The 25,037-nt window shown below is 68.0% G+C and carries 27 protein-coding genes; 12 read left to right on the forward strand and 15 right to left on the reverse strand.

What is annotated here, in order from left to right:
* Positions 1-18: 18 nt before the first annotated feature.
* Positions 19-1,386 (forward strand): FAD/NAD(P)-binding protein, encoded by a 1,368-nt coding sequence (locus FHW85_RS10570; RefSeq protein ID WP_167258591.1) that lies wholly within the window; start codon positions 19-21, stop codon positions 1,384-1,386.
* Between the two features lie 48 nt (positions 1,387-1,434).
* Here the strand turns inward: FHW85_RS10570 and FHW85_RS10575 are convergent, their stop codons facing one another.
* The 3 genes from FHW85_RS10575 to FHW85_RS10585 are packed head-to-tail and all read right to left on the reverse strand — an operon-like array spanning position 1,435 to position 4,760.
* A complete protein-coding gene (locus FHW85_RS10575) occupies positions 1,435-2,454 on the reverse strand; it encodes a zinc-binding alcohol dehydrogenase family protein (RefSeq protein ID WP_168648204.1) in 1,020 nt (339 codons plus the stop codon).
* Positions 2,455-2,488: 34 nt separating this feature from the next.
* Complete coding sequence (locus FHW85_RS10580; protein ID WP_343203690.1) at positions 2,489-3,547, reverse strand: SDR family oxidoreductase; 1,059 nt, start codon at positions 3,545-3,547, stop codon at positions 2,489-2,491.
* Between the two features lie 19 nt (positions 3,548-3,566).
* A complete protein-coding gene (locus FHW85_RS10585) occupies positions 3,567-4,760 on the reverse strand; it encodes an MFS transporter (protein ID WP_168648206.1) in 1,194 nt (397 codons plus the stop codon).
* Positions 4,761-4,858: 98 nt separating this feature from the next.
* Here FHW85_RS10585 and FHW85_RS10590 point away from each other — a divergent pair, with 98 nt between their 5' ends.
* Positions 4,859-5,785 carry a LysR family transcriptional regulator gene (locus FHW85_RS10590; RefSeq protein ID WP_168648207.1) on the forward strand — a complete coding sequence of 309 codons (927 nt, stop codon included), beginning with the start codon at positions 4,859-4,861 and terminating at the stop codon, positions 5,783-5,785.
* On the opposite strand, the gene FHW85_RS10595 is transcribed toward FHW85_RS10590, so the two are convergent.
* Positions 5,782-6,159, reverse strand: coding sequence for a hypothetical protein (locus FHW85_RS10595; RefSeq protein WP_167258601.1), 378 nt, complete (start codon positions 6,157-6,159; stop codon positions 5,782-5,784). The two genes, FHW85_RS10590 and FHW85_RS10595, sit on opposite strands and share 4 nt — an antisense overlap.
* Positions 6,160-6,343: 184 nt before the next feature.
* Here FHW85_RS10595 and pncA point away from each other — a divergent pair, with 184 nt between their 5' ends.
* Positions 6,344-6,994 carry a bifunctional nicotinamidase/pyrazinamidase gene (gene pncA, locus FHW85_RS10600; protein ID WP_167258603.1) on the forward strand — a complete coding sequence of 217 codons (651 nt, stop codon included), beginning with the start codon at positions 6,344-6,346 and terminating at the stop codon, positions 6,992-6,994.
* Here the strand turns inward: pncA and FHW85_RS10605 are convergent.
* Both FHW85_RS10605 and FHW85_RS10610 read right to left on the reverse strand, forming a co-directional pair.
* Complete coding sequence (locus FHW85_RS10605) at positions 6,991-7,176, reverse strand: CPXCG motif-containing cysteine-rich protein (protein WP_167258605.1); 186 nt, start codon at positions 7,174-7,176, stop codon at positions 6,991-6,993. The two genes, pncA and FHW85_RS10605, sit on opposite strands and share 4 nt — an antisense overlap.
* A gap of 15 nt (positions 7,177-7,191) precedes the next feature.
* Entirely contained in the window at positions 7,192-7,668 is a 477-nt protein-coding gene (locus FHW85_RS10610; protein WP_168648208.1) for a putative toxin-antitoxin system toxin component, PIN family, read from the reverse strand.
* Between the two features lie 173 nt (positions 7,669-7,841).
* Here FHW85_RS10610 and FHW85_RS10615 point away from each other — a divergent pair, with 173 nt between their 5' ends.
* Positions 7,842-8,771, forward strand: coding sequence for a sulfotransferase (locus FHW85_RS10615; protein ID WP_168648209.1), 930 nt, complete (start codon positions 7,842-7,844; stop codon positions 8,769-8,771).
* 6 nt (positions 8,772-8,777) lie between these two features.
* Here FHW85_RS10615 and FHW85_RS10620 read toward each other — a convergent pair whose 3' ends face one another.
* Complete coding sequence (locus FHW85_RS10620; protein ID WP_167258611.1) at positions 8,778-9,467, reverse strand: alpha/beta hydrolase; 690 nt, start codon at positions 9,465-9,467, stop codon at positions 8,778-8,780.
* A gap of 197 nt (positions 9,468-9,664) precedes the next feature.
* Between FHW85_RS10620 and FHW85_RS10625 the strand changes: the two genes are divergently transcribed.
* On the forward strand, positions 9,665-10,507 hold the full coding sequence (locus FHW85_RS10625; protein ID WP_168648210.1) for an META and DUF4377 domain-containing protein: 843 nt from the start codon (positions 9,665-9,667) through the stop codon (positions 10,505-10,507).
* A 66-nt stretch (positions 10,508-10,573) separates the two neighbouring features.
* Here FHW85_RS10625 and FHW85_RS10630 read toward each other — a convergent pair whose 3' ends face one another.
* Positions 10,574-10,954: a YciI family protein gene (locus FHW85_RS10630; protein WP_167258615.1), complete on the reverse strand. Its 381-nt coding sequence runs from the start codon at positions 10,952-10,954 to the stop codon at positions 10,574-10,576.
* A gap of 376 nt (positions 10,955-11,330) precedes the next feature.
* Between FHW85_RS10630 and FHW85_RS10635 the strand changes: the two genes are divergently transcribed.
* The gene (locus tag FHW85_RS10635) at positions 11,331-12,668 is read left to right on the forward strand and encodes a carbohydrate-binding protein (RefSeq protein ID WP_168648211.1); all 1,338 of its coding nucleotides are present in this window, start codon (positions 11,331-11,333) and stop codon (positions 12,666-12,668) included.
* A 136-nt stretch (positions 12,669-12,804) separates the two neighbouring features.
* Positions 12,805-13,512 carry an aspartyl/asparaginyl beta-hydroxylase domain-containing protein gene (locus FHW85_RS10640; RefSeq protein ID WP_168648212.1) on the forward strand — a complete coding sequence of 236 codons (708 nt, stop codon included), beginning with the start codon at positions 12,805-12,807 and terminating at the stop codon, positions 13,510-13,512.
* Positions 13,513-13,524: 12 nt separating this feature from the next.
* Here the strand turns inward: FHW85_RS10640 and FHW85_RS10645 are convergent, their stop codons facing one another.
* A complete protein-coding gene (locus FHW85_RS10645; RefSeq protein ID WP_167258621.1) occupies positions 13,525-14,529 on the reverse strand; it encodes an Hpt domain-containing protein in 1,005 nt (334 codons plus the stop codon).
* Positions 14,519-15,199, reverse strand: a complete 681-nt coding sequence (locus FHW85_RS10650) for a response regulator transcription factor (protein ID WP_208399927.1) — start codon at positions 15,197-15,199, stop codon at positions 14,519-14,521. The genes FHW85_RS10645 and FHW85_RS10650 overlap by 11 nt, the downstream gene beginning before the upstream one ends.
* A gap of 422 nt (positions 15,200-15,621) precedes the next feature.
* On the opposite strand from FHW85_RS10650, the gene pgaA reads away from it, so the two are divergent.
* Genes pgaA through pgaD form a run of 4 tightly spaced genes read left to right on the forward strand, consistent with a single transcriptional unit; the run spans position 15,622 to position 21,313 of the window.
* A complete protein-coding gene (gene pgaA / locus FHW85_RS10655) occupies positions 15,622-17,688 on the forward strand; it encodes a poly-beta-1,6 N-acetyl-D-glucosamine export porin PgaA (protein ID WP_168648213.1) in 2,067 nt (688 codons plus the stop codon).
* A gap of 2 nt (positions 17,689-17,690) precedes the next feature.
* On the forward strand, positions 17,691-19,589 hold the full coding sequence (gene pgaB / locus FHW85_RS10660) for a poly-beta-1,6-N-acetyl-D-glucosamine N-deacetylase PgaB (RefSeq protein ID WP_168648214.1): 1,899 nt from the start codon (positions 17,691-17,693) through the stop codon (positions 19,587-19,589).
* 6 nt (positions 19,590-19,595) lie between these two features.
* Complete coding sequence (pgaC, locus tag FHW85_RS10665; RefSeq protein WP_168648215.1) at positions 19,596-20,843, forward strand: poly-beta-1,6-N-acetyl-D-glucosamine synthase; 1,248 nt, start codon at positions 19,596-19,598, stop codon at positions 20,841-20,843.
* A complete protein-coding gene (pgaD, locus tag FHW85_RS10670) occupies positions 20,840-21,313 on the forward strand; it encodes a poly-beta-1,6-N-acetyl-D-glucosamine biosynthesis protein PgaD (RefSeq protein WP_168648216.1) in 474 nt (157 codons plus the stop codon). The genes pgaC and pgaD overlap by 4 nt, the downstream gene beginning before the upstream one ends.
* A gap of 4 nt (positions 21,314-21,317) precedes the next feature.
* On the opposite strand, the gene FHW85_RS10675 is transcribed toward pgaD, so the two are convergent.
* Positions 21,318-22,445: an MBL fold metallo-hydrolase gene (locus FHW85_RS10675; RefSeq protein ID WP_168648217.1), complete on the reverse strand. Its 1,128-nt coding sequence runs from the start codon at positions 22,443-22,445 to the stop codon at positions 21,318-21,320.
* 98 nt (positions 22,446-22,543) lie between these two features.
* Here FHW85_RS10675 and FHW85_RS10680 point away from each other — a divergent pair, with 98 nt between their 5' ends.
* The gene (locus tag FHW85_RS10680; protein WP_168648218.1) at positions 22,544-23,158 is read left to right on the forward strand and encodes a TetR/AcrR family transcriptional regulator; all 615 of its coding nucleotides are present in this window, start codon (positions 22,544-22,546) and stop codon (positions 23,156-23,158) included.
* A gap of 90 nt (positions 23,159-23,248) precedes the next feature.
* Here the strand turns inward: FHW85_RS10680 and FHW85_RS10685 are convergent, their stop codons facing one another.
* The 4 genes from FHW85_RS10685 to FHW85_RS10700 form a co-directional block, all read right to left on the reverse strand.
* The gene (locus FHW85_RS10685; RefSeq protein WP_168648219.1) at positions 23,249-23,500 is read right to left on the reverse strand and encodes a hypothetical protein; all 252 of its coding nucleotides are present in this window, start codon (positions 23,498-23,500) and stop codon (positions 23,249-23,251) included.
* Positions 23,501-23,544: 44 nt separating this feature from the next.
* Complete coding sequence (locus FHW85_RS10690) at positions 23,545-23,895, reverse strand: hypothetical protein (RefSeq protein WP_168648220.1); 351 nt, start codon at positions 23,893-23,895, stop codon at positions 23,545-23,547.
* Between the two features lie 83 nt (positions 23,896-23,978).
* Entirely contained in the window at positions 23,979-24,512 is a 534-nt protein-coding gene (locus tag FHW85_RS10695) for a hypothetical protein (protein ID WP_168648221.1), read from the reverse strand.
* Positions 24,513-24,691: 179 nt separating this feature from the next.
* On the reverse strand, positions 24,692-25,033 hold the full coding sequence (locus FHW85_RS10700; RefSeq protein WP_168648222.1) for a hypothetical protein: 342 nt from the start codon (positions 25,031-25,033) through the stop codon (positions 24,692-24,694).
* Positions 25,034-25,037 lie beyond the last annotated feature (4 nt).

Below are 25,037 nucleotides of genomic sequence, written 5' to 3' on the forward strand. Positions count from 1 at the left end.
CACCAACAAAGGAGTGGCATGTATCGACGGGTCGCCATCATCGGCGGCGGCGCGGCGGCGGCGACGCTGCTGAGCGAGCTGCTGGACCGCCAGCCGGCGCAGTCCCTGCACCTGGACTGGTTCACCGGCGGCGATGCGCCCGGACGCGGCGTGGCCTACGGCACGCGCTCGGAGCGGCATCTGCTCAACGTGCGCGCGGCTTCCATGAGCATGTTCGCCAGCAAGCCGCGCGGCTTTCTGGATTTCGCCCAGCGCGGCGACCACAGCATCGCCGGCACCGATTTCCTGCCGCGCCGGCTCTATGGCGATTATCTCGAAGCCGAAGTCGAACACGCGCTGGAACGCGCCAAGGCGCTCGGCCATGACGTGCGCGTGATTCCGTTCAAGGTCGACGGCCTGGTGCCGGAACACGACGGCGTCACCATCCTGCAGGGCGAGGAAACCACGCATGTCGACGCGGCGGTGCTTGCGCTGGGCGGCCTGCCGCCGCAGCCGCTGAGCGGCGTGAGCGACGCGGCCATCGCCAGCGGGCGCTATGTGGTCAATCCGTGGTCCTTTCTCGCCCAGGCGCAGCCGGATCCGGCGCCGCGCAAGGTGGTGCTGGTCGGCCTGGGCCTCACCGCCGTCGACGTGGTGCTGGAGCTGGCCGCGCTGTGGCCGAATGCGAGCTTCACCGCGATCTCGCGCCACGGCCTGCTGCCGGAAGCGCACCTGGCCTCGGCCAGCGCGCCCAGCGACGACGGCGCCGACCTGATCGAAGCGATGCAGGCCGCGCCGGATCTGCGCTCGTGGATGCGCCTGCTGCGCGACGCCATCGCGCACAGCGAGGACTGGCGCGTGGTGATCGACAGCATGCGTCCGCACACCCCTGCGCTGTGGCAAGCCCTGCCGCAGGAGGAGCGCGCCCGCTTCCTGCGCCACGCGCGCTGGGCCTGGGAACGCGCGCGCCATCGCATGGCGCCGCAGGTGATGGCGCAGATGCAGGCGCTGGAACAGGCCGGCCGCTTCCGCCGCGAACGCGCGCGCCTGCATGCGGCGGACGTGGAAGGCGACCATCTGCACCTGAGCATCACGCCCACCGGCAGCAGCACGCCGCAGGCGCTGGATACCGACCTGGTGATCCAGACCATCGGCCTCAACACCGACGTGCGCCGCACCGGCCACCCGCTGGTAAGCCAGCTGGCGACCAACGGCCACATCACGCCCGACCCGCTGGGCCTGGGCTGCGCCGCCACCACGGAAGGCCGCCTGTGCCACGACGGCGAGGCCTGGCCGCATCTTTATGCAATGGGCAGCCTGCTGCGCGGCACGTTCTGGGAATCGACGGCGATGCCGGAGATCCGGCAGCAGGCAAGGCAGATGGCGGATCGGTTGCTGGGCAAGTAGAAAGCCCGTCATTCCGGCGCAGGCCGGAATGACGGTCGAGCGTGAGGTTTACGAACCCCAACCGCCCAACACCAATTTGCCGATCGCGCTGCCACTCTCCAGCCGCTCGTGCGCGCGCCGCAGATTCGCCGCATCGATCGAACCGACGTGCTCGCGCAAAGTCGTGCGCAACACCCCCGCGTCGACCAGATCCGCCACTTCATTGAGCAGCTGATGCTGCGCCTTCATGTCCTCGGTCTGGAACAGCGGCCGGGTGAACATGAACTCCCAATGCAGCGACAGGCTGCGGCGCTTGAGCAGGCCGATGTCGAGCACGCCGTCAGGATCGTCGATCAGGCCGAACTTGCCCTGCGGCTTGAGCAGCTCCACCAGCACCGGATAGTGCTGCTCGGTATGCGTCAGGCTCAGCACGTAGTCGACGCCCTGCGGCACCACCGCCAGTACCTGCGCCTTGAGGTCGCCGCGATGGTCGACCACGTGATGCGCGCCGAGCTCGCGCACCCACTCCTGCGTTTCCGGGCGCGACGCGGTGCCGATCACCGTGAGGTTGGTCAGACGCCGCGCCAGCTGCACCGCCATCGAACCCACGCCGCCAGCCGCGCCCACGATCAGCACCGCGCCGGTATGCGCCGCGTTGCCGCGCGCGATGGCGAAGCGGTCGAACAGCAGCTCCCACGCGGTGATGGTGGTGAGCGGCAGCGCCGCGGCCTGCAGCATGTCCAGCGTGCCGGGCTTGCGGCCGGCGATGCGTTCGTCCACCACCTGCAGCTCGGCATTGCTGCCGGGGCGGTCGATGGCGCCGGCGTAATAGACCTGGTCGCCGGGCTTGAACAGCGTGACCTCGCCGCCCACCGCCACCACCGTGCCGGCCGCATCCCAGCCCAGCACCTTGTCGGCGCCCTGCGGATCGACGCGCTGGCGGATCTTGGTATCCACCGGATTCACCGACACCGCCTCCACCCGCACCAGCAGGTCGCGGCCGCCGGGCCGGGGTTCCGGCAGGGTGACGTCGAGCAGGCTTTCGGCATCGGTGATGGGCAGCGAACGGCGGTAGGCGACGGCTTTCATGGCGACTCCGGAATCAAGTAAGGGGATGGCCGGTTCAAGGGATGATCCTGCGCCGGCGGAAATCGTCGAACAAGGCGGCGAACATGGCGCGCGTATCCACGTACTCGTGGAAACCGAAGCGGCGCGCCTTGGAGCCGTCGCCGAACATGTCGTAGTCCCAGGAGAACACGAAGTCGGCGAAACGCCACGACGATACGTCGGCATACGCATGCGGCTCCAGTGCATGCCGCGCCTGCATCTGCCGCCACAGCGGCTCCTTGTCGGCCATCACGCTGTCCAGCGACAGGGGCAGCGGCGGTGCGGTTTCCAGTTCGAAATACCTGGCGATGAACGGCCACATCTCGTTCCAGCGGAACAGGTCGCCGTTGTTGATGTTGAAGGCCTGGTTGGCGCAGCGCGCATCGGTGGCGGCCCACACGGTGGCGCGCGCAAGCAGGCCGGCATCGGTCATTTCCAGCAGGCGGTCGTAGGCGCCGGGCTTGCCCGGAAAACGCAGCGGAATGCCCAGCTCCTTCGACATCGACGCATACACCGCGATGGCCAGCGCCAGATTCATCGGATTGCCCAGCGCAAAGCCGCCGACCACCGACGGACGGATCGCCGTCCAGCTCCAGGCCTTGCCCTGCTGGCGCGCTTCCAGCAAACGCTGCTGGTCGTGCATGAATTCCGGCGGCATGAAGTGCGCGTCGGTTTCGCGCGCCGGCGTCTTGAACGGGCCGAGGTGGCCGCCGTAGACCTTGTAGCCCTGCATCAGGCTCACGTGCTGCAGGCCGTTCGCCACCGGCTCGATCGCGTCGAGCACGTGGCGCAGCATGGCCACATTCGGCGGCACCAGTTCGGCCCAGCTGGGGCGGTCCTGGTAGGCGGCGTAGAACACGTGGGTCACGTCGCCCAGCGGCGCGAGCTTGGCCTGCGTGTCGGCGGCATCGAGCAGGTCCACCGCGATATGGCGCACGCGTTCGTCCGAGCTGCCGCCGCGGCGCGAAAGGCCGATCACGCGCCAGTCGTCCAGCGTGCGCAGATGGTCGATCAGATTGCGGCCGATGACACCTTGCGCCCCGACCACCAGGGCGGTCTTGATCTGTGTGCTCACGAGAGTTCCTTCGAAAGAATCAGGCATGGACCGCGCAGGCGGCCGACGCGGCGCGGCGCCGTTCCAGCGCCATGCTCCACACGGTGACCAGCAGGCCCAGCGCGGTAACGGCCGCGCCGGCAAACCCAAGCGCCGGCAGACCGGGGCCGCGGTCGATCACCGCGCCGCCGATAAACGCACCGATCGCATTGCCCAGGTTGAACGCCGCGATGTTCAAGGTGGACGCCAGATGCGGCCCATCCACCGCCTGCTGCACCACGCGCATCTGCAGCGGCGGCACCGTGGCGAACGCGGCCACGCCCCATACGAACACGGTGGCGATGGCGGCCATGGAGCTGTGCATGGTCCAGGTGAACGCGACCAGGATCAGCGTCAGCGCGATCAGGATCGCCACCAGCGACGGCATCAGGCGCCAGTCGGCCAGGCGTCCGCCGAGCAGGTTGCCCAGCGTGGTGCCCGCGCCGAACAGCACCAGCACCCAGCCGGTGGCGCCCACGCCGATATGCGACTGGCTCTGCAGGATCGGCGCGATATAGGTGAACACGGTGAACACGCCGCCGAAGCCCAGCACCGTCATGGCCAGCGCCAGCAGCACCTGCGGCTGGCGCAGCACGGCCATCTCGCGGCGCATGTCCGGCGCATGCAGGTCCGGCAGCGCCGGCACCAGGCGCCACACGCCGAGCGCCGCGACCACGCCCAGCACCGTCACCGCGCCGAAAGTGGAACGCCAGCCCGCCCACTGCCCCAGGAAGGTGCCGAACGGCACGCCCAGCACATTGGCCAGGGTCAGCCCGGCGAACATCAGCGCGATGGCGCGGGCGCCCTGCCCGCGCGGCACCACGTGCGAGGCCACCACCGCGCCGATGCCGAAGAACGAGCCATGGCAGAACGCCGCCACCACCCGCGCCAGCATCAGCACCGCATAGTTGGGCGCGACCGCGCACAGCGCATTGCCGGCGATGAACAGGCCCAGCAGCGCCAGCAAGGCATTGCGGCGCTCCATGCGGGCGGTCAGCGCGGCCAGCAGCGGCGCGCCGGCCGCCACGCCCAGCGCATAGCCGGACACCAGCAGGCCGGCGGAAGGAATGCTCACCCTGAGGTCCGCCGCCACCTCCGGCAGCAGGCCCATGATCACGAACTCGGTGGTGCCGATGGCGAAGGCCGCCACCGACAGAGCCAGCAGGGCGGCCCTGGAATGGTCGTGCGAAGTCATCTGCCTGCCTTGGGGAAAAGGGAAGCAGCACTGTGCTGCTTGCCGGATCGGACGGGAATTGCCGAAACTGCGCAATCATCTTTTCCGGAAAATTGAAGATGGTCGAACTCGAGGACATGCGCCTGTTCGTGCGCGCGGTCGGCTCCGGCAGCCTGTCCGCCGCCGGGCGCGAGCTGAACCTGTCGCCGGCCGTGGCCAGCAAGCGGCTGTCCCGGCTGGAACAGGCGCTGGGCGTGCGGCTGCTCCAGCGCAGCTCGCGCCGGCTGGCCCTTACCGGCGAGGGCAACTGCTACTACGAGCGCTGCGTCGGCATCCTGGCCGACCTGGACGACGCCAACGCCGCCGTGCGGCTGGGCCAGCTGGAAGTGCGCGGCGCGCTGCACGTGTCCACCGCGCTGGACCTGGGCCGGCAATACGTCGGCCCGCTGGCGGCGCAGTTCGCCGCGCTGCATCCTGAGCTGCGCATGCGCATCAGCGCCTCCGACGCCATGCTCGACCTGTTCGAGCACGGCGTGGACGTGGCCGTGCGCAGCGGCGCCATGGCCGATTCGCGGCTGATCTCGCGCCGCGTCGCGCTCAACTACCGGGTGGTGTGCGCGGCGCCGGCCTACCTGGAGAAACACGGCCGTCCCACGGACACCGGCGACCTGGCCCACCACGCCTGCCTGATGCTGCACCGCCCCGGCCGCGGCATCCTGCCGTGGATGCTGCAGACGCCCGAGGGGCCGCGCCCGCTGCGGCTGGACGCCGCGCTCACCACCGACAGCGGCGACCTGATGCGCGAGCTGGCCATCGCCGGCCATGGGCTGGCGTTTAAATCGATCTGGGATATCGCCGCCGACGTGCGCGCCGGGCGGCTGGTGCCGGTGCTGACCGACTGCGCCATCCAGGAAGCGCATATCTATGCGATCTATCCCAGCCGCGACTACCTGCCGGCGCGCATCCGCCTGTTCGTCGACCATCTGCAGGGCGCCATGCAGGCGCAGGAAAACGAGGTGCTGGGGCTGATCCAGCGGCGGGCTTAGGCGTCCTTGTCGTCGTGCCTGCGCCGGAACAGCAGGCGCGACAGGAACACGCCCGCCGCCACGCCGAGGAATTCGAAGAACACGCGGGTGCCGACGCCGTCGAAATCGTGCACTTCGGCCAGCTTCACCTTGAGGAACTGGATCGATTCCACGCGGCCGTAATTGAAATACACCATGTCCCACAGGTCGCCGCTGGCGGTCAGCAGCAGGGCCAGCATGCTGGACCAGCCGGTACGCATGCCGTGGGCCCAGTCGTTGCGGTTGCCGATCCAGTTGAACAGCGCATACAGCAGGAAAGCCACCACCGCCGAGATGGCGCCGGCCTCCAGGCCACCGACGATCCCGTAGCCCATCCACGATTGGTCGTAATGCATCTGTATCCCGCTGTCCCGCGTAACCGTTTGCGCATTATGCCTGCAAGGCGGGGATTTCCTCCGGATGTGACGCAGTGCCGGTCGGCGGCCCTCAGCGGTCGGCCCGACGCCCACCGCGTCACACCTCAAGCCGCGGCGGTAGGGCTAGACTCAGCCACCGAGACACCCTGCCCGCGACACCTCCATGCGATACCCCATCAGCCAACGCGCCGCCCTTATCGTTGTGGACGTGCAGCCGGACTTCATGCCCGGCGGCAGCCTGGCCTGCCACGAAGGCGACGCCATCGTGCCGGGCATCCGCCGCCTGCTGGACAGCCGTGCCTTCCGCCATGTGGTCGCCACGCAGGACTGGCATCCGCGCGGGCACGTATCCTTCGCCAGCAGCCATCCCGGCCGCGCACCGTTCGAACGCATCCCGCTGTACGGCCACGCGCAGACCTTGTGGCCCGAGCACTGCGTGCAGGACACGCCCGGCGCCGCGCTGCATCCGGCCATCGATTGGTCCAGGCTGGATCTGGTCGTGCGCAAGGGCTGCGACCCCCGGGTCGATTCCTACAGCGGCTTCCGCGAGAACTACGGCCCCAACGGCACCCGCCCCAGCACCGAGCTGGCCGACTGGCTGCGCGGGCGCGGCGTGGACGAGGTCTACGTATGCGGCCTGGCGCGCGACGTGTGCGTGCTGTGGACGGCGCAGGACGCGGCCGCGCTCGGTTTCACATCCCACGTGCTGTGGGATCTCACCCGCCCGGTCACGCCGGAGAGCGACCTGGCCACGCGCGCCAAGTTCGACCACATGGGCGTGGGCGTGATCGAGACGCTGCCGATCGCGGCTTAAGCGTCGTCCTCGCGCGCCGCGCGCACGCTCGGCGCGCCGTCTTCGTCCAGCGCCACGCTGAGCACGATCGGGCGGCAGCAGACCTGGCAGTCCTCCACATAGGTCTGCCCCTCGACCGAGTCGTCGACATAGATCTCGATCGCTTCGCCGCAGTAAGGGCAATAGATCAGTACCGGTTCCATGGCGGCGACCTTAGCTCAAGCCTCGCCCGGCTGCGCGCGCAGCCAGTCCGCCGGCGTCGCGATCGCAAACAGGCCGTCGCGCAAGGTGCGCCGGCCCAGGCGCAGCACCTCCTTGTCCTTGCTCAGCAGCCAGGCCGCGCCGGCGGCGAGCGCGAGCTCCAGGAATTTCTGATCGTCCGGATCGGCGCAGCGCGGCAGGCGGACGCCTGGCGCTGCGTTCGATGCTTCGGCGGCCAGACGAATCCAGCGGTCGTGCTCGTCCAGCGCCGCCTGCTGAGCCGCCTCATCCAGCGCCAGCCGCGGATAGGCCAGCACGCGGCGCCATTCCTCGCGGCAGGCGGCATCGGTCACCGCTTCCACCGCACCGTCCGCCAGCGCGCGCGCCAGGCGCGCCACCGCGGGATCGCGGAACACGAACAGGTCGAGGCAGACATTGGTGTCCAGCACCACGCGGTGCATGGCGCCGCGCGCACCGGGCGCAGAAACGGACATGAACGTGGCCGGCCGGAGAACGCCGGCACGGTAGCGGGGATCATCCGCGCTGTCGAACCGCGCGGCGCAGGTTTTTGAACCTGGCATCTGTCAACGCATCGTGGAATCCTGCGTTGGTCGCTACTCATGGCCATGACGTCCGTGGCCACGCGTTCCCCGGGGAAGCCTTCGCGATGAAACGAACCTTTGTGGTCGGCTGCCCCCGCTCCGGCACCACCGTCGTCCAGGCCATGCTGGCCCGGCACCCCGCCGTGTTCTCGCTGCCGGAGACCGGTTTCTTCGCGCACCTGCACGGCAACCTGGCCTGGCGCTGGGGCGATGCACATGCCAGGCACCGCGCGCCGCGGCTGCGCCAGCGGCTGGGCTTCACCCGCAAGCACGAGCGCGAGCTGTTCCTCTCCCTGCAGCGCATCACCACCGCGGCGCCCGACGCGCTGCCGCGGCCGTCGCTGCGCATGCATACCTTGCAGCGCCGCTTTGTCCGCCTGCTCGACGAACTCGCGCTCGCCGCGGAACGCGGCATGTGGCTGGAGAAGACGCCGAACCACTTGCTCTATCTGCCGGAGATCGAAAGCCTGGTGCCGGATGCGCGCTTCGTGCACGTGATCCGCCCCGGCGCGGAAGTGATCGCCTCGCTGATCGACGCCAGCCTGCTGTTCGACGGCAGCGACGACGCCTTCGGCGGCGGCGCGGTGCATTGGGCGCGGCGCTGGAATCGCGCGGTGCAGATCCACCGCAGCTATATGAGCCATCCGCGGCATTACCTGCTGTTCCTGGAAGACCTGATCGCCCAGCCGCAGCAGGAATGGAAGCGGCTGTGCCGCTTCCTCGAACTCGACCCCGCGCAGTCGCTGGACGACAACTGCACCCAGGTGATCGCCGACCTCGATCAGGAACCGTGGAAGCGCCGCGCGCTCAACGGCCGCCTGCACGCGCCGCAGAGCAAGGTGGACAGCCTGTTCGGCCCCAAGGTGCAGCGCTGGCTGCAGGCCAAGCTCGCCTCCTACGACGAGCTGCGCGCGCAATGGCTGCAGGCGCGCGGCGCGCACGAACCGCACGCGGTGCCGCGCAACGTGGTGGCGCTGGGCTCCAGCGGCGCCTGATCCGCGCTAGAGCTGTTCGACCGCCTCTTCGATCAGCGCCGCCAGCTCGTGCGGATACGCCGCCAGCGAGGCATGGCTGGAGGCCAGTTCCACGGTCTTCTTCGCGCCGATGCGCTGCGCCATCCATTGCTGCGTCTGCGGCGGAATCATGTGGTCTTCCAGCGACACCTGGTACCAGCTGGGCAGCTGCTTCCAGGCGGGTGCGCCGGCCGTCTCCTCGAAGCAGCGCACGGCGGTGGGCTTCTGCGCGGCGGCCATGATCAGGGCCGCGTCGTCGCCGAGATCCTGGCAGAAGCTTTCCTTGAACAGCTTGCGGTCCAGCCACAGGAAGCCGTGCGGGTCGGGACGGATCGCCTTGGCGCCGGCGGGCTGTTCGTCGCGGCCGAGCAGGGCGCCGACCGCTTCGCCTTCGTCGGGCGCAAAGGCCGCCACATATACCAATCCCACCACCTGCGGCGCGCTGCCCGCGCCTGAAATCACCGCGCCGCCGTAGGAATGGCCGACCAGCAGCACCGGCCCTTCCTGCATCTGGACCAGGCGGCGGGTGCGCTCGATATCGTCGGCCAGCGAGGTGAGCGGGTTCTGCACCGCGCTCACGCGATAACCCTTCGCATGCAGCACCGGAATCAGCTTGCTCCAGTGCGAACCGTCGCCCCAGGCGCCATGCACCAGCACGATGCTCGGTTTCTTGCTCATGCGAATTCCTCTGCGGTCGGAGGGATGGCCGGTCGGCCTGACGCGCCAAGGGAGCGCAGGCCGCGTGAAGCCTCCGTCATGACGAAAGCGCAACGCCGGCTATGGCATATGCGCCGGACACGCGGACGCATGCGCCGCCATGCGCCAACCCCATGGTGCCGCTGCCCGCGTTGAACGACGGTCGATAAGGAGAAGCCATGAACCACCGTCCCCTGCTGCTCGCCCTGCTCCCGCTGGCCCTGGCCGCCTGCTCGCAGACGCCGTCCAATCACGCCAGCCCCGCCGCGTTGGCATCCGCTGCCACACCCGCACCTGCCATCGCCACCACGGCATCGACCTTCGATGCCGGCATCCTCGCCCGCTATCACTGGCGCCTCAGCGCCGCCAGCGCGGCCGACGGCAAGCGCATCGACGCGCTGTTTGCGCGCCCCGACCGGCCGCTGCAGCTGGATTTCGTGCGCGACCGGCTCAGCGTCAGCAACGCCTGCAACCGCCTGGGCGGCCATTTCGAAGTGGAAAGCGGCCGGCTGAAGCTCGGTGCCATGGCGCAGACCATGATGGCGTGCAGGGACAAGGCGCTGGCCGCTCTCGACGGCGCCATCTCGCAGCGCCTGCAGCAGCAGCCGCGCGTGAGCGTGCAGAGCGAAGGCGACGCGCCGAAGCTGAGCCTGGCCGCGGACAACGGCGACACCCTGGTCTTCACCGGCGAACCCACCGCGGAAACGCGCTACGGCAGCGCCGGCGAAACGGTATTTCTCGAAGTAGCCGCCGAAGCCAAGCCTTGCAGCCATCCGCTGATTCCCAACAAGCAATGCCTGCAGGTGCGCGAGCGCAAGTACGGCCAGAACGGCGTCGTGCAGAGCACCGGCGAATGGCAGCCGCTGTACCAGGACATCGAGGGCTATACGCACGAGCCGGGCATCCGCAACGTGCTGCGCGTCAAGCGCTTCACCCTCAAGAATCCACCGGCCGATGCGCCTTCCACCGCTTATGTGCTGGACATGGTGGTGGAGTCGGAAGTCGCCTCGAAGAAGAAATAAGCCGACGCGCCAAAACAAAACGCCCACCCGCCGTGCACCGGCGGGTGGGCGTTTTCGTATCCGCGCTCAAGCGGCGACGCTGACGCGCTCGCGCTCCGCTTCCAGGCTGGCCACCGGGCGCACTTCGATGCTGCCGATGCTGGCCCAGGGGAAGGACTTGGCGATCTCGATCGCTTCGTCCATGTCCCTCGCTTCGATCAGGTTGAAGCCGCCGAGGTATTCCTTGGTCTCCGCGAACGGGCCATCCACGATGGTGGTGTTGCCCTGGCGGATGCGCATGGTGCGCGACTGCCTGGGCGCTTCCAGCTTCTGGCTGTCGAGCAGGATGCCCTTGCGCTTCAAGTCGTCGGCCTTGTCCAGGCAACCGCGCATCATCGTGTCGAACTGCCCGTCCGGCAGCTCGGCCAGCATGCTGTCGTCGCAATAGATCATCACCAGGAACTTCATGGTCGTCCGCTCGCGTCGTGGGGAGGACCGCGATGGTAGTACATCCCTCCGCCGGTTCTTGCGGCCGCCTGGCGCGCCGGCTGATAACGTTGTCAAATTTCACTTGATCGTCACGCCATCCGCGTCCCGCCCGCGTTCGCGGCCATGCGCAGGATTTCGCGTGCTGCGCCGCAGAAGCGCATTTCCCGCCCAGGTTCACAGTTTGCCGGGACAACAGAAGACAACGTTGTCAGTACCAGGGCGCATGCCGACTGCCCAAGCACGCGCAGCGGCCCGCAAGCGACGGACAAGGCCGGCGTCCTTCCCTCGGGGACACCGGCCCGGCGGCGCCCTGGCCAATCACTACGCCGCGCCATCAAAGAGAGGAGAACGTCTTATGCATGCCAAGCAACACGTGGGATCGCGCACGTTGTCGGCGGTCCTCGGAAGCACCGCCAGCGCCCTCGCCTATGCCTGCCTGCTCAGCGCCGCGCCGGTATCGAATGCCATCGCGCAATCGCTGCCCGCCTGCGCGGCGGCGTGGAGTGCCGGCACCGTCTACGTCGGCGGCGACGTCGCCAGCGAGAACGGCGTGAACTACAAGGCCAACTGGTGGACGCAGGGCAACGACCCGGCCACCAACAACGGCGGCGCCGGCAGCGGCCAGCCGTGGACGTCGCAGGGCGCCTGCGGCGGCTCGGGTGGAGGCGGTGGCGGTGGAGGCGGCGGTGGTGGTGGCGGTGGTGGCGGCGGCACGCCTCCCCCGCCCCCGGGCACCGGCGCCAACCTGCTGTACAGCCCGTACAAAGACGTCACCATCAATCTCAACTGGAACACCAACACCATGCAGACCGCCGCGGCGACCGGAACGGCGATCCCCGTGGTCGGCAGCGGCAGCCTGTATTCCAACTACGTGCATAACCTCAGCGCGATCACCCTGGCCTTCGCCACCGGCGAATGCGGCAGCGAAAGCTGGGGCGGCATTCCCGGCGCCACCTTCGCCAGCGTCAACGTCGCGGCGCTCTCCAATGCGGGCCTGCCGTACGTGGTTTCCACCGGCGGCGCGGCGGGCAGCTTCACCTGCGGCAGCACCTCCGGCATGGCCAACTTCCTGGCGCGCTACTACACGCCGCAGATGCTGGGCGTGGATTTCGACATCGAAGGCGGACAGTCGCAGGCGCAGATCAATGCGCTGGTAGCCGCGGCGGCCTATGGCCAGTCGCTGCATCCGAGCCTGCGCTTCTCCTTCACCCTGGCCACCCTGGCCGCGTCCGACGGCAGCTATGGCGGCGTCAACAGCCTGGGCGACATGGTGGTGCGCGCGGTCAAGGCGAATCCGTCGTTGACCAACTACACCATCAACCTGATGGTGATGGACTACGGCGCCGCCGGCCCGTCGATCTGCGTGGTGAGCAATGGCGTGTGCGACATGGGGCAGTCGGCGATCCAGGCTGCCAGGAACCTGCAGCACACCTATGGCATTCCACTGAGCAAGATCGAGCTGACCCCGATGATCGGCTTGAACGACAACACCGCCGAGACCTTCACCCTGGCCAATACCGACACGGTGGTGAGCTATGCGGTGAGCAACGGCCTGGCCGGCCTGCATTTCTGGTCGCTGGACCGCGACACGCCCTGCGCCAATGCCGGCTATGCCTCGCCCACCTGTAATTCGGTGCCGAGCACGTCGCCGCTGCAGTACACCAAGCGTTTCCTGTCCGACCTGGGCCGCTGAGCCCGGGTGTGCGGGGCGGCCAGGCCGGCCGCTCCGCACTTTCCTGCTGCTTTCCTGCTGCGCCACGGCGTTACGATGCAGTCACCTTTGGACGAGTATTGCTGCACGTTCCAAGGGCACGGAAACCATCGCCGCCATGAGCCGCCTGTACGACCTCTCGTCGCAAGCGCTGCGCGCACTCTACGACGCCCGCGTCGGCACCCCGCCGGTACTCGACCTGGCCGAACGCTTTCCCGACGGCCAGCGCTTCGCCGACGCCTGGACGGCGCTGCGCGACGAGGCACTGGCGCTCACCACGCACCTGCAGGCAGTGCCGCGCTTCCACGAGCTGATGGCCGAGCAGCGCGCCATCTCCGACAACGACGGCCACGACTGGCGCATGTACCTGCTCAAGGTCTACGGCAACGACGTGGACGAGCACATGGCCGCCTGCCCCCTCCTGGGCGAACTGGTACGCACCTCGCCGGACGTGCTCTCGGCGACGCTTTCGTTCCTGGCCCCGCACAAGCACATCCCGCGGCACCGCGGACCGTTCAAGGGCGTGCTGCGCTACCAGCTGGGCCTGTCGGTGCCGGTGCGCGAAGACGGCCAGCCGGCCGCGGTGCTGCGGCTGGCCGACCGCGATTACCGCATCGGCGAGGGCGACGCCATGCTGTGGGACGACACCTTCCCGCACGAGGTATGGAACGACAGCGACCAGTGGCGCATCGCCCTGCTGCTGGACGTGCGCCGCCGCCAGCTGCCGCCGGACATGGCCCTGCTGTCGCGCCTGCTGATCGCCGGCATCGGCGCGGTGGCGCGCCGGCGCCTGCCGGCCATGGTCGCCGCCGGCAGGAACGGCTAGGCCGGGAAACCGTCAGATCGACGCGCAGCGCAGCGCGTCTTCCAGCACCGACAGCAGGCGCTGCAGCCGTATGGGGTCCGGCACGGTGCGGCGCGCGGCGGACTCGATCCGCGCGGCCAGCGCGCAGACGTCGTGCTCGCCCAGCACCACGGTGCCGCCCTTGATGCGATGCGCATGGCGCACCACCGCCGGCCAGTCCGCCGCCGCCAGCGCGGCGCGGATCGCCGCCGCATCGCGCAGGCCTTCGCGGAAGAACACGGCGACAGCTTCGTTCTCCTGCGGCGGCGTGCCCGTGCAGAACCGCTGCAGTTCGTCCAGCGACCAGGGCCACTCGACCCAGGCATCGATATCCGCCGGCGCCGGTGCGGGCGATACGGCGACGTTGCGCAAGCCGGCGATGCGCGCCGGCGCATGGCCGTCCTTGCGCTCCAGCAGGCGCAGCGAGGTGACCAGCGCCACGCGGTCGACCGCGGCCGCGCCGCCCAGCCACACCAGCCCGTAGTGCCCGGCGATGGAGGCGCCGGCGACCGATGCGTCCGCCGCCGTATCGCACGCCACGCCCAGCCGGGCGAACTGCGCGGCCAGGATGCGGCGGCGCGCGGGATGATCCTCGACCAGCAGCGCGCGCTCCCGCCCCACGGGCGGTACGGGCGCCTCGGTCGCCTCGCTGCCGGCGACATCGAGCTCGAATGAAGAACCCGCCGCCGGATCGTCCGCATAGGCCTCCACGCGCAGCCGGAACGCCCCCTCGTGCGACGTCCCGCGCCACAGCGCGAGCTGGACGCTGCCCGCGCCCGCGCGCAGGGCGACGCCTTCCAGCGCCAGATCCAGCAGCTGGCGCAGGCGGGGCTCGTCGAGGCTCAGCCAGGGCAAGGCGCCGCAGGGCAGCTCGATGCCGGCATCGATACCCATCTTGCGCAGCCGGCGTGCCTGCGCCTGCACGCAGGCGCGCGCCACGGCCAGCGCATCGCAGCGCCCCATCGCGTAGGTGGCGGCGGACGACGCTCTACGCCGCATTGCGCGCCTGCAGCACGTGTTCGCGCATCTTGAACAGCTCCGCATCGCTCAAAATGCCCAGCTTCTTGTAGGCGGTGGACTTCTGCGTGCTGATGGTCTTCAGGCTGCGATTGAACTTGATGGCGATCTGGCTCACCGACATGCCGTCCAGGAAACAGCGCACCACCTCCCACTCGCGCGGCGACAGCGGCGATTGCCGGCGCGTCGGCAGCGCCTTGGCCAGGAACGGCGGCAGATAGGTTTCGCCGGCCACCACGCGGGCGATGGCGTCGGCCATCTCCGCGGCCGGCTGGTGCTTGGCGAAGAAGCCGTTGGCGCCTTCGCGCAGCAGCATGTTCACGGTGACCCGCTGGCAGTGCCCCGACACCACCAGGATGCGCAGCTCCGGATAGCGCGAGCGCAGCGCCTTGACCAGGGCCATGCCGTCGAGGTCGTCCTGGCCCAGCGCATAGTCCAGCAGCACCACGTCCACCGGAATCTCGGCCAGCATGGTGCGCAAGGTGCGGCTGCACTGGTGGCTGCCCACCACGGTGACCGCGCTGACCTGGCGCAGGTGCGAGACCAGGCCCTTGAGGATGAATTCGTGGTCGTCGAGCAGGGCGACGCGGATCAGGTTGCGCTGGTTCTTGCGGGTCAATGCAGGGGCTTGGTACGTGTTGGGAAAGTTCATGACGGGCACCTTGTTGAGGACCATGCGGACCAGGCGCGGCGCAATCCGCGGCTGCATGAAAATTGCAGCACGCACGCAAGCGCGGCATCCATGGGATTTCTCTGAAATGCCTGCTCTTTGCGATGTTCGTTGCCTAGGACTTTTCTGATTCCGCCGGGGTACCGATCCGGGAAAACTCTTCCTCACCGGCGACCGGCCCACGACCGCTACGGTGGTCCAGGGCAGACGACACGGCTCGCCAGATGCCTTCCCGCATGCCACGGACGTCATGCGTCGACCCTGTGTCGGAGGCAGGCCGCGCTCTACCCCGGCGCGGCCTGTCTGGAAACTTTTCGATGCCGCTCGACCCGCGCACGACGCGAATGCGTCCCCAAGGCCACCGGCCGGCGCCGTCCGACGAGCGCCACAGCAGCAGCGCAGCCATGTATCCAGTACCGCCCCGACAACGCGACCGTTCCGCGCCAGCCACGACCGGCCGCGGCGCGGGGTGCGCGGCGCTGGCTACGCTGGCTTTCGCGCTCGGCGGCGCCTCCCTGCATGCAAGCCCGGCCAATGCGCGCGACGAGCTGCTGTCGCGCGCACGCTCGCAGCACGAAGCCGGCCATCGCCTCGAGGCGCTGGCCGCCTGCGAAGACCTGCTGCTGCGCTGGCCCGCCGATGCGGACGCGCAGCGCCTGCGCATCGCGCTGCTGGCCGAACTCGGCGCCGCCGGCCGCGCGCTGGAACTGGCGCAGCAGTTGTCCACCCCGCTGCCCGCCGCCGAACTGGCCCGGCTCCAAGCCGACGCTGCCGCGCACCAGGCGCGCTGGGCGCAGGCACTGCCTGCCGACACGCGCCATCCCTATGTGGAAGCCGACCGCGCGCTGAGCGTGCGCGGCGAGTCGCCCGCCGACGATGCGATCGCCGCGGCCGACCGCATGATCGCCCTGGCACGCGCCTCGCGCAGTGCCGAAGCCGTCGACGCCTACCGCACGCTCAGCCGCCGCGGCGGCGCGCTGCCGGCCTACGCCGACGCGCCGGTCGCCGATGCCCTGCTGCAGCAGCGCCAGCCGGAGCAGGCCATTCCGCTCTACGAAGCGGCGGCGCAGGCGCACTCCGGCCCGTATTCCGAAGATGAAGCCGATCCGCGTATCGGCCTCGCCCATGCTTATCTCGAAGCCGGCCGCCATCGCCAGGCGCGGCAGTGGATCGACGGCGTCGCCGCCAGGGAACCGGCGTGGCTGCCTTCGCCCGGTTCCCTGCGACCGCGCGCCAATCCGCACAAGACCGAGGCCGATCTGGCCGCCGCCCTGGTACGCCAGGAAACCTGGCTCTATCGCGAAGCCTGGCAGCGCCTGCACACGCTGCGCGCGGAAGGCCCGGCCAACGCGCCGGTGTGGAACCAGCTGGCCGACGTGGAACGCGCGCGCGGCTGGCCGCGCCGCGCGGAAAACACGCTGATGGGCGCGGCGGGCCTGGACCCGGACGACACCTCGATCCGCCTCGGCGCCATCGAAGGCTGGCGCGATTTGAACGACTTCCCGCGCGTGGAACCGGCCATGCGCGAACTGGAAGCCGTGGTGCCGCGCGAGCCGCAGGTGCAAGTGGCCCGCCAGGCCTGGGATCGCCAGCGCGGCTGGCAGTTCGACCTGGAACACGATCGCGGCCGCGGCGGCTCGCCCAACTTCGGCGATGCCGACCACGAAACCCAGGCCACCCTGCAAAGCCCGCTGCTCGACGACCGCTGGCGCCTCTACGGCATCACCCGCCTGGCCTTTGCCAACCTGCCGGAAGGCCACGCGCAGCGCGAGCGCCTCGGTGTCGGCCTTCGCGGCTATGCGCGCGGACTGGAAGCCTACGTGCAGCTGCTGCCCGCCGTGGGCGGCGCCACCCGCCGCACCGCGGTGGAAGCCGGCCTGCGCTGGCTGCCGGACGATCACTGGACCTATGCGCTGGACTGGAGCAACACCGGCGACGCCGACGTGCCGCTGCGCGCGCACTACTACGGCATCGCCGCGCATGCGCTCGACGCGTCGGCGCAATGGCGCGCCAGCGAGCTGAGCGCGATCAAGCTCAGCGCCAACGCCGACCGCTACAGCGATGGCAACCGGCGCTACGGCTGGGAAGCGGCGTGGACGCAGCGCGCCTACACCGCGGCGTGGTTCACCGTGGACGGCGGACTGCGGGCCGGCGCCACGCGCAACTCGCGCAGCGACGTGCCCTATTACAGCCCCTCGTGCGCGCGCTGGGCCGCGCTCACCGGGCGCCTGGAAAACCTGCTGTACCAGCGCTACGAGCGCAGCTGGAGCCATCAGCTGGAGCTGTCCTTCGGCAGCTACGACGAATGCCGCTACGGCAGCGGCTGGATGGCGAGCGCGCACTACGGCCAGCGCTGGGCGCCGCGCGGCGGCCTTGCCTTCGGCTGGGGCATCGGCTGGAACAGCCAGCCTTATGACGGCAAGCGCGACAACCGCGTGATGCTCGACCTCACCGTGCATTGGGGCGAATGACCATGCCGCGCTGGCGCCACGCCCTGCTTCTGTTGCTCGCCCTGGCCGCACCCGCGGCCGGCGCTGTGGACCGCCTTGCCGCGGTGTCCGGCCCCGTGCCCGCACGCGCGCCGTTGCCGCCGCTCATCGTCTTGAACTACCACGACGTGCGCGACGATATCCGCGACGCCGGCCGCCGCGACAGCACGGCGATCAGCACCGACCACTTGATCGCGCACTTCGAATGGCTGCGCGCCAACGGCTTCCGCATGGTGAGCCTGGACGACGTGATCGCCGCGCGCCGCGGCGAACGCGCGCTGCCGCCGAAGGCCGTGCTGCTCACCTTCGACGACGGCCTGATCAGCTTCTACACCCGCGTTTTCCCGCTGCTGCGCGCCTATGGCTACCCCGCGCTGTTTGCCGTGGAGAACTCCTGGATGGATCTGCCGGAAGGCAAGCGCTTCGACTACAACGGCGAGAGCTGCGGGCGCGAATGCTTCGTCAGCTGGGCGCAGGTGCGGGAAATGCGCGCCTCCGGCCTGGTGGAAATCGCCTCGCATACCGACGACCTGCACCAGGGCGTGCTCGCCAATCCGCAGGGCAACCTGATGCCGGCGGCGATCAGCCTGGCCTACGACCCGAAGAGCGGCTACGAAAGCCCCGAGGCTTACCGCGCACGCATCCGCGCCGACCTGGCGCACAGCGCCGACGAGATCGCCCAGCACACCGGCCGGCGCCCGCGGGCCATCGTGTGGCCGTATGGCGCATACAACCGCATCGCGCAGGGCGAAGCGGCCGCGCTGGGCATGGATGTCTCGCTCAGCCTGGACGACGAGCCGGTGCAGCTGGCGGAAGGGCGCAATATCCCGCGCCTGCTGATCTCCGACGACATTGGCGTGCAAGGCCTGGCTGCGCTGATCTACCGCCAGCGTGCGATCGATGCGCAGCGCGTGGTGCAGGTGGACCTGGACTATGTCTACGACACCGATCCCGCGCAGCAGGAAAAGAACCTCTCCGCCCTGCTCGACCGTATCCGCCGGCTCAAGCCTTCCCAGGTGTGGCTGCAGGCGTACGCCGACCCGGATGGCGATGGCGTGGCCGACGCCGTGTACTTCCCCAACCGCCACCTGCCCATGCGCGCCGACCTGTTCGCCCGCGTGGCCTGGCAGCTGCGCACGCGCTGCGAGGTGGAGGTGTATGCATGGATGCCGGTGCTGGCGTTCCGTTTTCCGCAGGCGAAAGACTTGCCGGCGCTGGGCCGCGGCAAGGATGGCGATCACTATCGCCTGGCGCCGTGGGATCCGCGCGTGCGCGCATTGATCGGCGACGTCTACGAAGACCTCGCCATGCACGGCGGCATGACCGGCCTGCTGTTCTCCGACGACGCCTACCTGCGCGACACCGATGCGCTCGGCCCGCTCGCATCGGACACGCCGGCGCAGCGCACGCAATACCTGATCGGCTTCACCCGCGAACTGGCCGACCGCGCGCGGCAATGGCGCGCGCAGCTGAAGACCGCGCGCAATCTCTACGCGCGCCCCGTGCTGCAGCCCGCCTCCGAAGCCTGGTTCGCGCAAAGCCTGGCCGCCTTCAACGCCGCCTACGACTACACCGCGCTGATGGCCATGCCGCAGCTCGACCAGGAGCCGGCCACCGACGCCTGGTTCAAGCGCCTGGCCGCCGCCGTCGCCGCGCAGCCGCGCGGCATGGACCGCACCGTATTCGAGCTGGCCGCCGCCGACTGGCGCGCCGGCGGCAAGCCGGTGCCTGCCGACGTGCTGGGCGCGCGGCTGCGCCTGCTGCAGGCGCAGGGTGCGCGCCACCTGGGCTACTACCCGGACGACTTCGTCGCCGGCCGGCCCGCGCTGGAAGCGATCCGACCGTATATCTCCGCCGCCGAACATCCCTACCGGGAACCGTGAGGCCGCATGCGCGAGATCATGGACGTCCTGCTGGACTACGCCTTCTACTACCCGCTGCTGATGTCCTTCGTGTGGATGAGCGGCGGGCTGATCTATTACCTGCGCTGGGAACGCGGCGAACCGCTGCGGGTGGAACCGCCCGCGCTGCCGCACGCACCCTTCGTCACCCTGATCGTGCCCTGCCATAACGAAGGCGAACAGGTGCGCGAGACCATCGCCCACCTCGATGCGCAGCGTTATCCGCACTTCGAGATCATCGCGGTCAACGACGGCTCCACCGACGACACCGGCGCCCAGCTCGACGAACTGCAGAAGCAGTATCCGCGGCTGCGGGTGATCCATTTCGCCAGCAACCAGGGCAAGGCGATGGGCCTGCGCATGGCGGCGATGGCGGCGCGCGGCGATTTCCTGGTCTGCGTGGATGGCGATGCGCTGCTGGACGACTACGCCACGCACTGGCTGGTCAGCCATATGGTGAGCAGCCCGCGGGTGGGCGCGGTCACCGGCAATCCGCGCATCCGCAACCGCTCCACCTTGCTGGGCAAGCTGCAGGTGGGCGAGTTCTCTTCGATCATCGGGCTGATCAAGCGCGCGCAGCGCGTGTATGGCCGCGTGTTCACCGTGTCCGGCGTGATCGCCTGTTTCCGCCGCAGCGCGCTGCACGACGTCGGCTACTGGAACACCGACATGGTGACCGAGGACATCGACATCAGCTGGCGCCTGCAGATGCGCCACTGGGACATCCGCTACGAACCCAATGCGCTGTGCTGGATCCTGATGCCGGAAACCCTGCGCGGCCTGTGGAAGCAGCGCCTGCGCTGGGCGCAGGGCGGCGTGGAAGTGACCCTGCGCTACCTGCCGGAACTGCTGCGCTGGCGCCGCCGCCGCATGTGGCCGGTGGCGCTGGAATACCTGCTGAGCCTGGTGTGGGCCTACGTGATGCTGGCCATCGTGACGCTGTGGCTGCTGGGAAAGTTCGTCGCGCTGCCGCCGGCCCTGCATATCGCCAGCCTGCTGCCGCAATGGCATGGCGTGGTGCTGGGCATTGTGTGCCTGCTGCAGTTCGGCATCAGCACGCTGATCGACCGCCGCTACGAAACACGCGTGGGCCGCAATTACTACTGGATGATCTGGTATCCGCTGACCTACTGGCTGCTGAGCACCGCCACCACCGTGGCGGCCCTGCCGAAGGCGCTGCTCAAGCGCAAGGGCACGCGCGCGGTATGGGTCAGCCCCGACCGAGGCATACGATGAAAGCCGAAGCGATCGTGATCCACCGCCCCGAGCGCCAGCACCCCGCGCGCCGCCTGCTGTTCACCACCGCCACGCTGATGGCATGGATGGCGTGGATTTCGCTGTGGCTGCCGCTGGCGACCCTGCTGGCGTGGGCGCTGGGCGTGCGCCTGGGCTACATCGAGATGGTGGTGCGCGAGCACGGCCACGGCGGGCAGGACCTGGCCAGGCTGCTGTTGCTGGCGGCGCTGTGCGCGGTGGTGATGCTGGCCTGGTCGTCCTACAACTACCTGCGCTTCGCCCATGTCGACCGGCGACGGCGCAGCCGCGCGGTGGACCGGCGCGCCATGGCCGGAGCGCTGGGCGTGCAGCAGGAAACGGCCAGGTGGATGCAGCGCGCGCCGCGGATGGTGCTGGAGTTTCCCGACGGCGGCGATGTGTTCCATCGCGAAGACGACGACGCACTGAACGAGCGCGCCGTCGCCTGCTGAACGCTCAGCGTGCGTCGTGGCCCGCCGCGGACAGCAGCGGCGCGGGACGCTTGGCGGGCGCTTCGAACAAACGCCACCAGCGTTCGCCCGCGTGCGGTGCGGCCAGGTCCAGGCGCTCGCCCATGCGCGGAGTGGACAAGGCAACGCCGCGTTCGGCGGCCAGCGCCGTCACCTGCTCGAACGGGTCCTGCCAGCGGTGCATGGCCAGGTCGAAGGTGCCGTTGTGGATCGGCATCATCCAGCGGCCGCGCAGGTCCAGGTGCGCCTGCACCGAGTCGGCCGGCTGCATGTGCACGTACGGCCATTGCGCGTCGTAGGCGCCGGTTTCGACGAAGGTCACATCGAACGGACCCAGCCGCTCGCCGATCGCCTTGAAGCCGTCGAAATAGCCGGTGTCGCCGCTGAAGAACACGCGCAGGTCGCCGTCGATGACGGCCCACGAGGCCCATAGCGTCTTGTCGCCGTCGAACAGGCCGCGGCCGGAGAAATGCTGGGCCGGCGTGGCGACGAAGCGCATTCCGTCCACTTCGGTTTCCTGCCACCAGTCGAGCTGGCGGACCTTGCCCGCATCCACGCCCCAGGACACCAGGCGGTCGCCCACGCCGAGCGGGGTGAGGAACACCTCGGCGCGGTCGGCGAGGAATTCGATGGTGCCGCGGTCGAGATGGTCGTAATGATCGTGCGAGAGCACCACGCCGCGCAGCGGCGGCAGGTCCTGCAACGCGATCGGCGGCGCGTGGAAACGCTTCGGGCCCATCCACGAGAACGGCGAGGCGCGTTCGGCGAACACCGGGTCGGTGATCCAGAAACCGCCGCGCAGTTTCAGCAGCAGGGTGGAATGGCCCAGGCGATACAGGCTGCGGTCCGGCGCGGCTTCCAGCTGCGCGCGGGTGAGGCGCTGCACCGGCAGCGGCATGTCCGGCACCGCGTCCTTGGGCTTGTACAGCATCATGTTCCAGATGATCCTCAGCATCTTGCCCAGGCCTTCCGGCGGGCGCGGACGCGGGTTGCGGAAACGGTCGCCGCCGCGCTGCGGCGAGGCCTCGTAGCCGCCCAGCGCGGCACGCGCGCGGCGGCTGGCCAGCGTGGCCAGGATGATGGCGAGGGCGAGCAGGCCCAGCACGATCTTCATAGGGATTTCCCGGGTTCAGGGGGCGGGGGAGGAAACTACACCGAGCAGTGTAATTTCTCCGCGAGGCAAATGTAAACCCGTCAGTGTAAAATCCGGGCATGCCGACCCCGACCCGCCCCACCCGCCTCACCGACCTCAAGCGCGCCGCCATCCTGGAGGCCGCCATCGACGAGTTCCGCTCCGCCGGCTACGAAGCCACCAGCATGGACCGCATCGCCGCCCGCGCCGAAGTCTCCAAGCGCACGGTCTACAACCACTTTCCCAGCAAGGAAGTGCTGTTCATCGAGATCATGCACCAGCTGTGGGAGGCGAGCCGGGAGGGCGAAGAGCTGGTCTACCGCCCCGACCTCCCGCTACGCGACCAGCTGCTGGAACTGGTGGGCCACAAGATGCGCCTGCTGCACGGCGAGGCGTTCGTCTCGCTGGCGCGCGTGGCTATTGCTGCGGCGATTCATTCGCCGGAGCGGGCGCAGGCGATGGTGGCGCGGATGAATGAGCGCGAGGAAGGGCTGACCGTGTGGTTGCGCGCGGCGGCCGCGGATGGGCGCCTGAAGATCGACGATCCGGTGTTTGCCGCGCACCAGCTGCAAGGGCTGGTGAAGACGTTCGCGTTCTGGCCGCAGATCACTCTGGGGCAACCGCCGTTGCGGCCGAGGGAACGTAAGCGGGTGGCGGAGTCGGCGGTGGATATGTTTCTGGCGTGGTATGCGTGAGATCGGGCGGGAGCCGCTTTTGTTTAACGCTACTCGTCTTTTGTCACGCTGACGGCCACAAGCCCTCCCTCGCCCTATCTCAGCAAATAACTACAACCGCGGAAACCAAACACCTCTGTTGGACGGAGCGGCCATATTCGGGATGACATGCGTCTGATCGAGGGTGCTCACATCAACATCAACAACCACTTCCAGCACCTCTCTTTCGCCAAGGGCCGGAAAAACATCCCGGGACAGAAAAGCCCACGCGTCATTCATATCGTAAGCAGTGATTCCGCAGCCGATGTTCAGCACGGACGGCATGCCGTTGCTAGACAACTTGAACCAAAAGCGACGCAACATATCGAGCCTCGAACTTAGCAACCGATCCTCTTGGGACGCACAGACTAATGAATACGCCGCGTCACAACTGGATCATAGAAACCCTTCGCATGAACCAGGTAGTAGGCTTCGCGCGGCCTGGATTCTGAAGCACAGCAACCGGGTGCCGAAACCTTTAGCTCCTCAACTCCCCACCAGTGGTCGCGCGACCAAACTTGATACTCCTTGGCGGACATCACGTCGTCAGGCACGCCCAGCTTCGAGTTGATCTGCCCGATAGTTATATGCGTGAAATCCATCCGCCAAGCGGGTGGAACCTCCCCGTACACACGCACTAAAACTGCTGGATAGCCATATCGACACGCCCCAAAGATGACCAGCAATACCATCAGCCAAGCGAGCATCTTGTTAGTCATCGATTGCACGTGCCCCTCTGACAGGAGCCCACAGGATAAAGGGCGGGCAGTGGCTGGGACCTCCGCTAGAGATGAGGGCATGCCTATCCATTCTGTTTACCAGCAACGTCATTGGATGGTTCGGCCCTAGCTGCTTTTGCAATCCTGATTTTATGAGCGAGAAGTTCAAACCCCTCGTCAAAGACCTCCCTCACAACTGCCATGTCGCTCGCGGACAATTCGACTTTTTGAACACCAACTATTGGCGCTGCCTCACTCTGAGAAAATACCCGCGAGTAAACATCGTGATATTCATCAAAAACTCTTCCTTCACTACCAAATGTATGGTGAACATCGATCAACAAATTCCATGTATCTAAAACAAGATTTCCATCAAGAATAACGCCTCGACCAGCCGCTTCAGCGACTGAGTCAAAATCAAAAAAACTCTCAACCCCTGACTGAACATCGGGAAACACCTTCATTACTTCCTGTAGCAGCCCGCTCTTGCCGTCACAAGAAAAAATCAGCACCCCTTTTTCTGTCAAGAAGAATTCATGCCCATCTTCCGGGGAAACCCAGCCAAGCCAAATAGCCTCTCCCTTCAACGCTATAGCGACCGGAAATACTTCCATCATCTTATGATCCAAAGAGGTAACGGTTAATTGCCCAATATCCGATCAACTTCATCTGAGAAAGTAAGCCCAAGGGGATGGCGATGCCCAAGCCGGCACAAGGAGCTGTTAACGCGCCCATCCTGTAGTTGCTCGCCTAGCATCCGTCCCATATCAGTGCCTCTGCGCAGGCAAAACAGCGCCTAAGACAAACAGGGGAAGCCCGTCACCTCAAGCGTCAATCCAGTCTCAGCAAGCAAACGAATGGCGTCCATCGAGAGGGAGACCATAAACGCCGCAACCTCATCTGGTGTGTAGTACACCGCGACACGGAGCTCCCCTCCCTCAGGCACCTCGGCAAGCACAGATTGAAGTGCGCCGACAAAACCTACAATTGCCTGATCGATATCAGATGCTGAAGCGTTGCTGGCTAGCTCTATCGACACGCCCAACCGATCAGACCAGGACTCGATCTTAAAAAGCATTCCCAAATTGGAAAATTTTGCGCCCTCACCGGGAAAATTCGCAATAACATTGATTTCCATATTA

Origin of the sequence: Dyella sp. SG609, assembly GCF_012275375.1 — a bacterium.
Taxonomy (GTDB): Bacteria; Pseudomonadota; Gammaproteobacteria; order Xanthomonadales; family Rhodanobacteraceae; genus Dyella_D; species Dyella_D marensis.

Bases quoted from the DNA above. Each gene is read 5' to 3' on its own strand.
- FHW85_RS10570 (WP_167258591.1), top strand. From the start codon at position 19: ATGTATCGACGGGTCGCCATCATCGGCGGCGGCGCGGCGGCGGCGACG.
- FHW85_RS10575 (WP_168648204.1), bottom strand. From the start codon at position 2,454: ATGAAAGCCGTCGCCTACCGCCGTTCGCTGCCCATCACCGATGCCGAA.
- FHW85_RS10585 (WP_168648206.1), bottom strand. From the start codon at position 4,760: ATGACTTCGCACGACCATTCCAGGGCCGCCCTGCTGGCTCTGTCGGTG.
- FHW85_RS10590 (WP_168648207.1), top strand. From the start codon at position 4,859: ATGGTCGAACTCGAGGACATGCGCCTGTTCGTGCGCGCGGTCGGCTCC.
- FHW85_RS10595 (WP_167258601.1), bottom strand. From the start codon at position 6,159: ATGCATTACGACCAATCGTGGATGGGCTACGGGATCGTCGGTGGCCTG.
- pncA (WP_167258603.1), top strand. From the start codon at position 6,344: ATGCGATACCCCATCAGCCAACGCGCCGCCCTTATCGTTGTGGACGTG.
- FHW85_RS10605 (WP_167258605.1), bottom strand. From the start codon at position 7,176: ATGGAACCGGTACTGATCTATTGCCCTTACTGCGGCGAAGCGATCGAG.
- FHW85_RS10610 (WP_168648208.1), bottom strand. From the start codon at position 7,668: ATGTCCGTTTCTGCGCCCGGTGCGCGCGGCGCCATGCACCGCGTGGTG.
- FHW85_RS10615 (WP_168648209.1), top strand. From the start codon at position 7,842: ATGAAACGAACCTTTGTGGTCGGCTGCCCCCGCTCCGGCACCACCGTC.
- FHW85_RS10620 (WP_167258611.1), bottom strand. From the start codon at position 9,467: ATGAGCAAGAAACCGAGCATCGTGCTGGTGCATGGCGCCTGGGGCGAC.
- FHW85_RS10625 (WP_168648210.1), top strand. From the start codon at position 9,665: ATGAACCACCGTCCCCTGCTGCTCGCCCTGCTCCCGCTGGCCCTGGCC.
- FHW85_RS10630 (WP_167258615.1), bottom strand. From the start codon at position 10,954: ATGAAGTTCCTGGTGATGATCTATTGCGACGACAGCATGCTGGCCGAG.
- FHW85_RS10635 (WP_168648211.1), top strand. From the start codon at position 11,331: ATGCATGCCAAGCAACACGTGGGATCGCGCACGTTGTCGGCGGTCCTC.
- FHW85_RS10640 (WP_168648212.1), top strand. From the start codon at position 12,805: ATGAGCCGCCTGTACGACCTCTCGTCGCAAGCGCTGCGCGCACTCTAC.
- FHW85_RS10645 (WP_167258621.1), bottom strand. From the start codon at position 14,529: ATGCGGCGTAGAGCGTCGTCCGCCGCCACCTACGCGATGGGGCGCTGC.
- FHW85_RS10650 (WP_208399927.1), bottom strand. From the start codon at position 15,199: ATGAACTTTCCCAACACGTACCAAGCCCCTGCATTGACCCGCAAGAAC.
- pgaA (WP_168648213.1), top strand. From the start codon at position 15,622: ATGTATCCAGTACCGCCCCGACAACGCGACCGTTCCGCGCCAGCCACG.
- pgaB (WP_168648214.1), top strand. From the start codon at position 17,691: ATGCCGCGCTGGCGCCACGCCCTGCTTCTGTTGCTCGCCCTGGCCGCA.
- pgaC (WP_168648215.1), top strand. From the start codon at position 19,596: ATGCGCGAGATCATGGACGTCCTGCTGGACTACGCCTTCTACTACCCG.
- pgaD (WP_168648216.1), top strand. From the start codon at position 20,840: ATGAAAGCCGAAGCGATCGTGATCCACCGCCCCGAGCGCCAGCACCCC.
- FHW85_RS10675 (WP_168648217.1), bottom strand. From the start codon at position 22,445: ATGAAGATCGTGCTGGGCCTGCTCGCCCTCGCCATCATCCTGGCCACG.
- FHW85_RS10680 (WP_168648218.1), top strand. From the start codon at position 22,544: ATGCCGACCCCGACCCGCCCCACCCGCCTCACCGACCTCAAGCGCGCC.
- FHW85_RS10685 (WP_168648219.1), bottom strand. From the start codon at position 23,500: ATGTTGCGTCGCTTTTGGTTCAAGTTGTCTAGCAACGGCATGCCGTCC.
- FHW85_RS10690 (WP_168648220.1), bottom strand. From the start codon at position 23,895: ATGACTAACAAGATGCTCGCTTGGCTGATGGTATTGCTGGTCATCTTT.
- FHW85_RS10695 (WP_168648221.1), bottom strand. From the start codon at position 24,512: ATGATGGAAGTATTTCCGGTCGCTATAGCGTTGAAGGGAGAGGCTATT.
- FHW85_RS10700 (WP_168648222.1), bottom strand. From the start codon at position 25,033: ATGGAAATCAATGTTATTGCGAATTTTCCCGGTGAGGGCGCAAAATTT.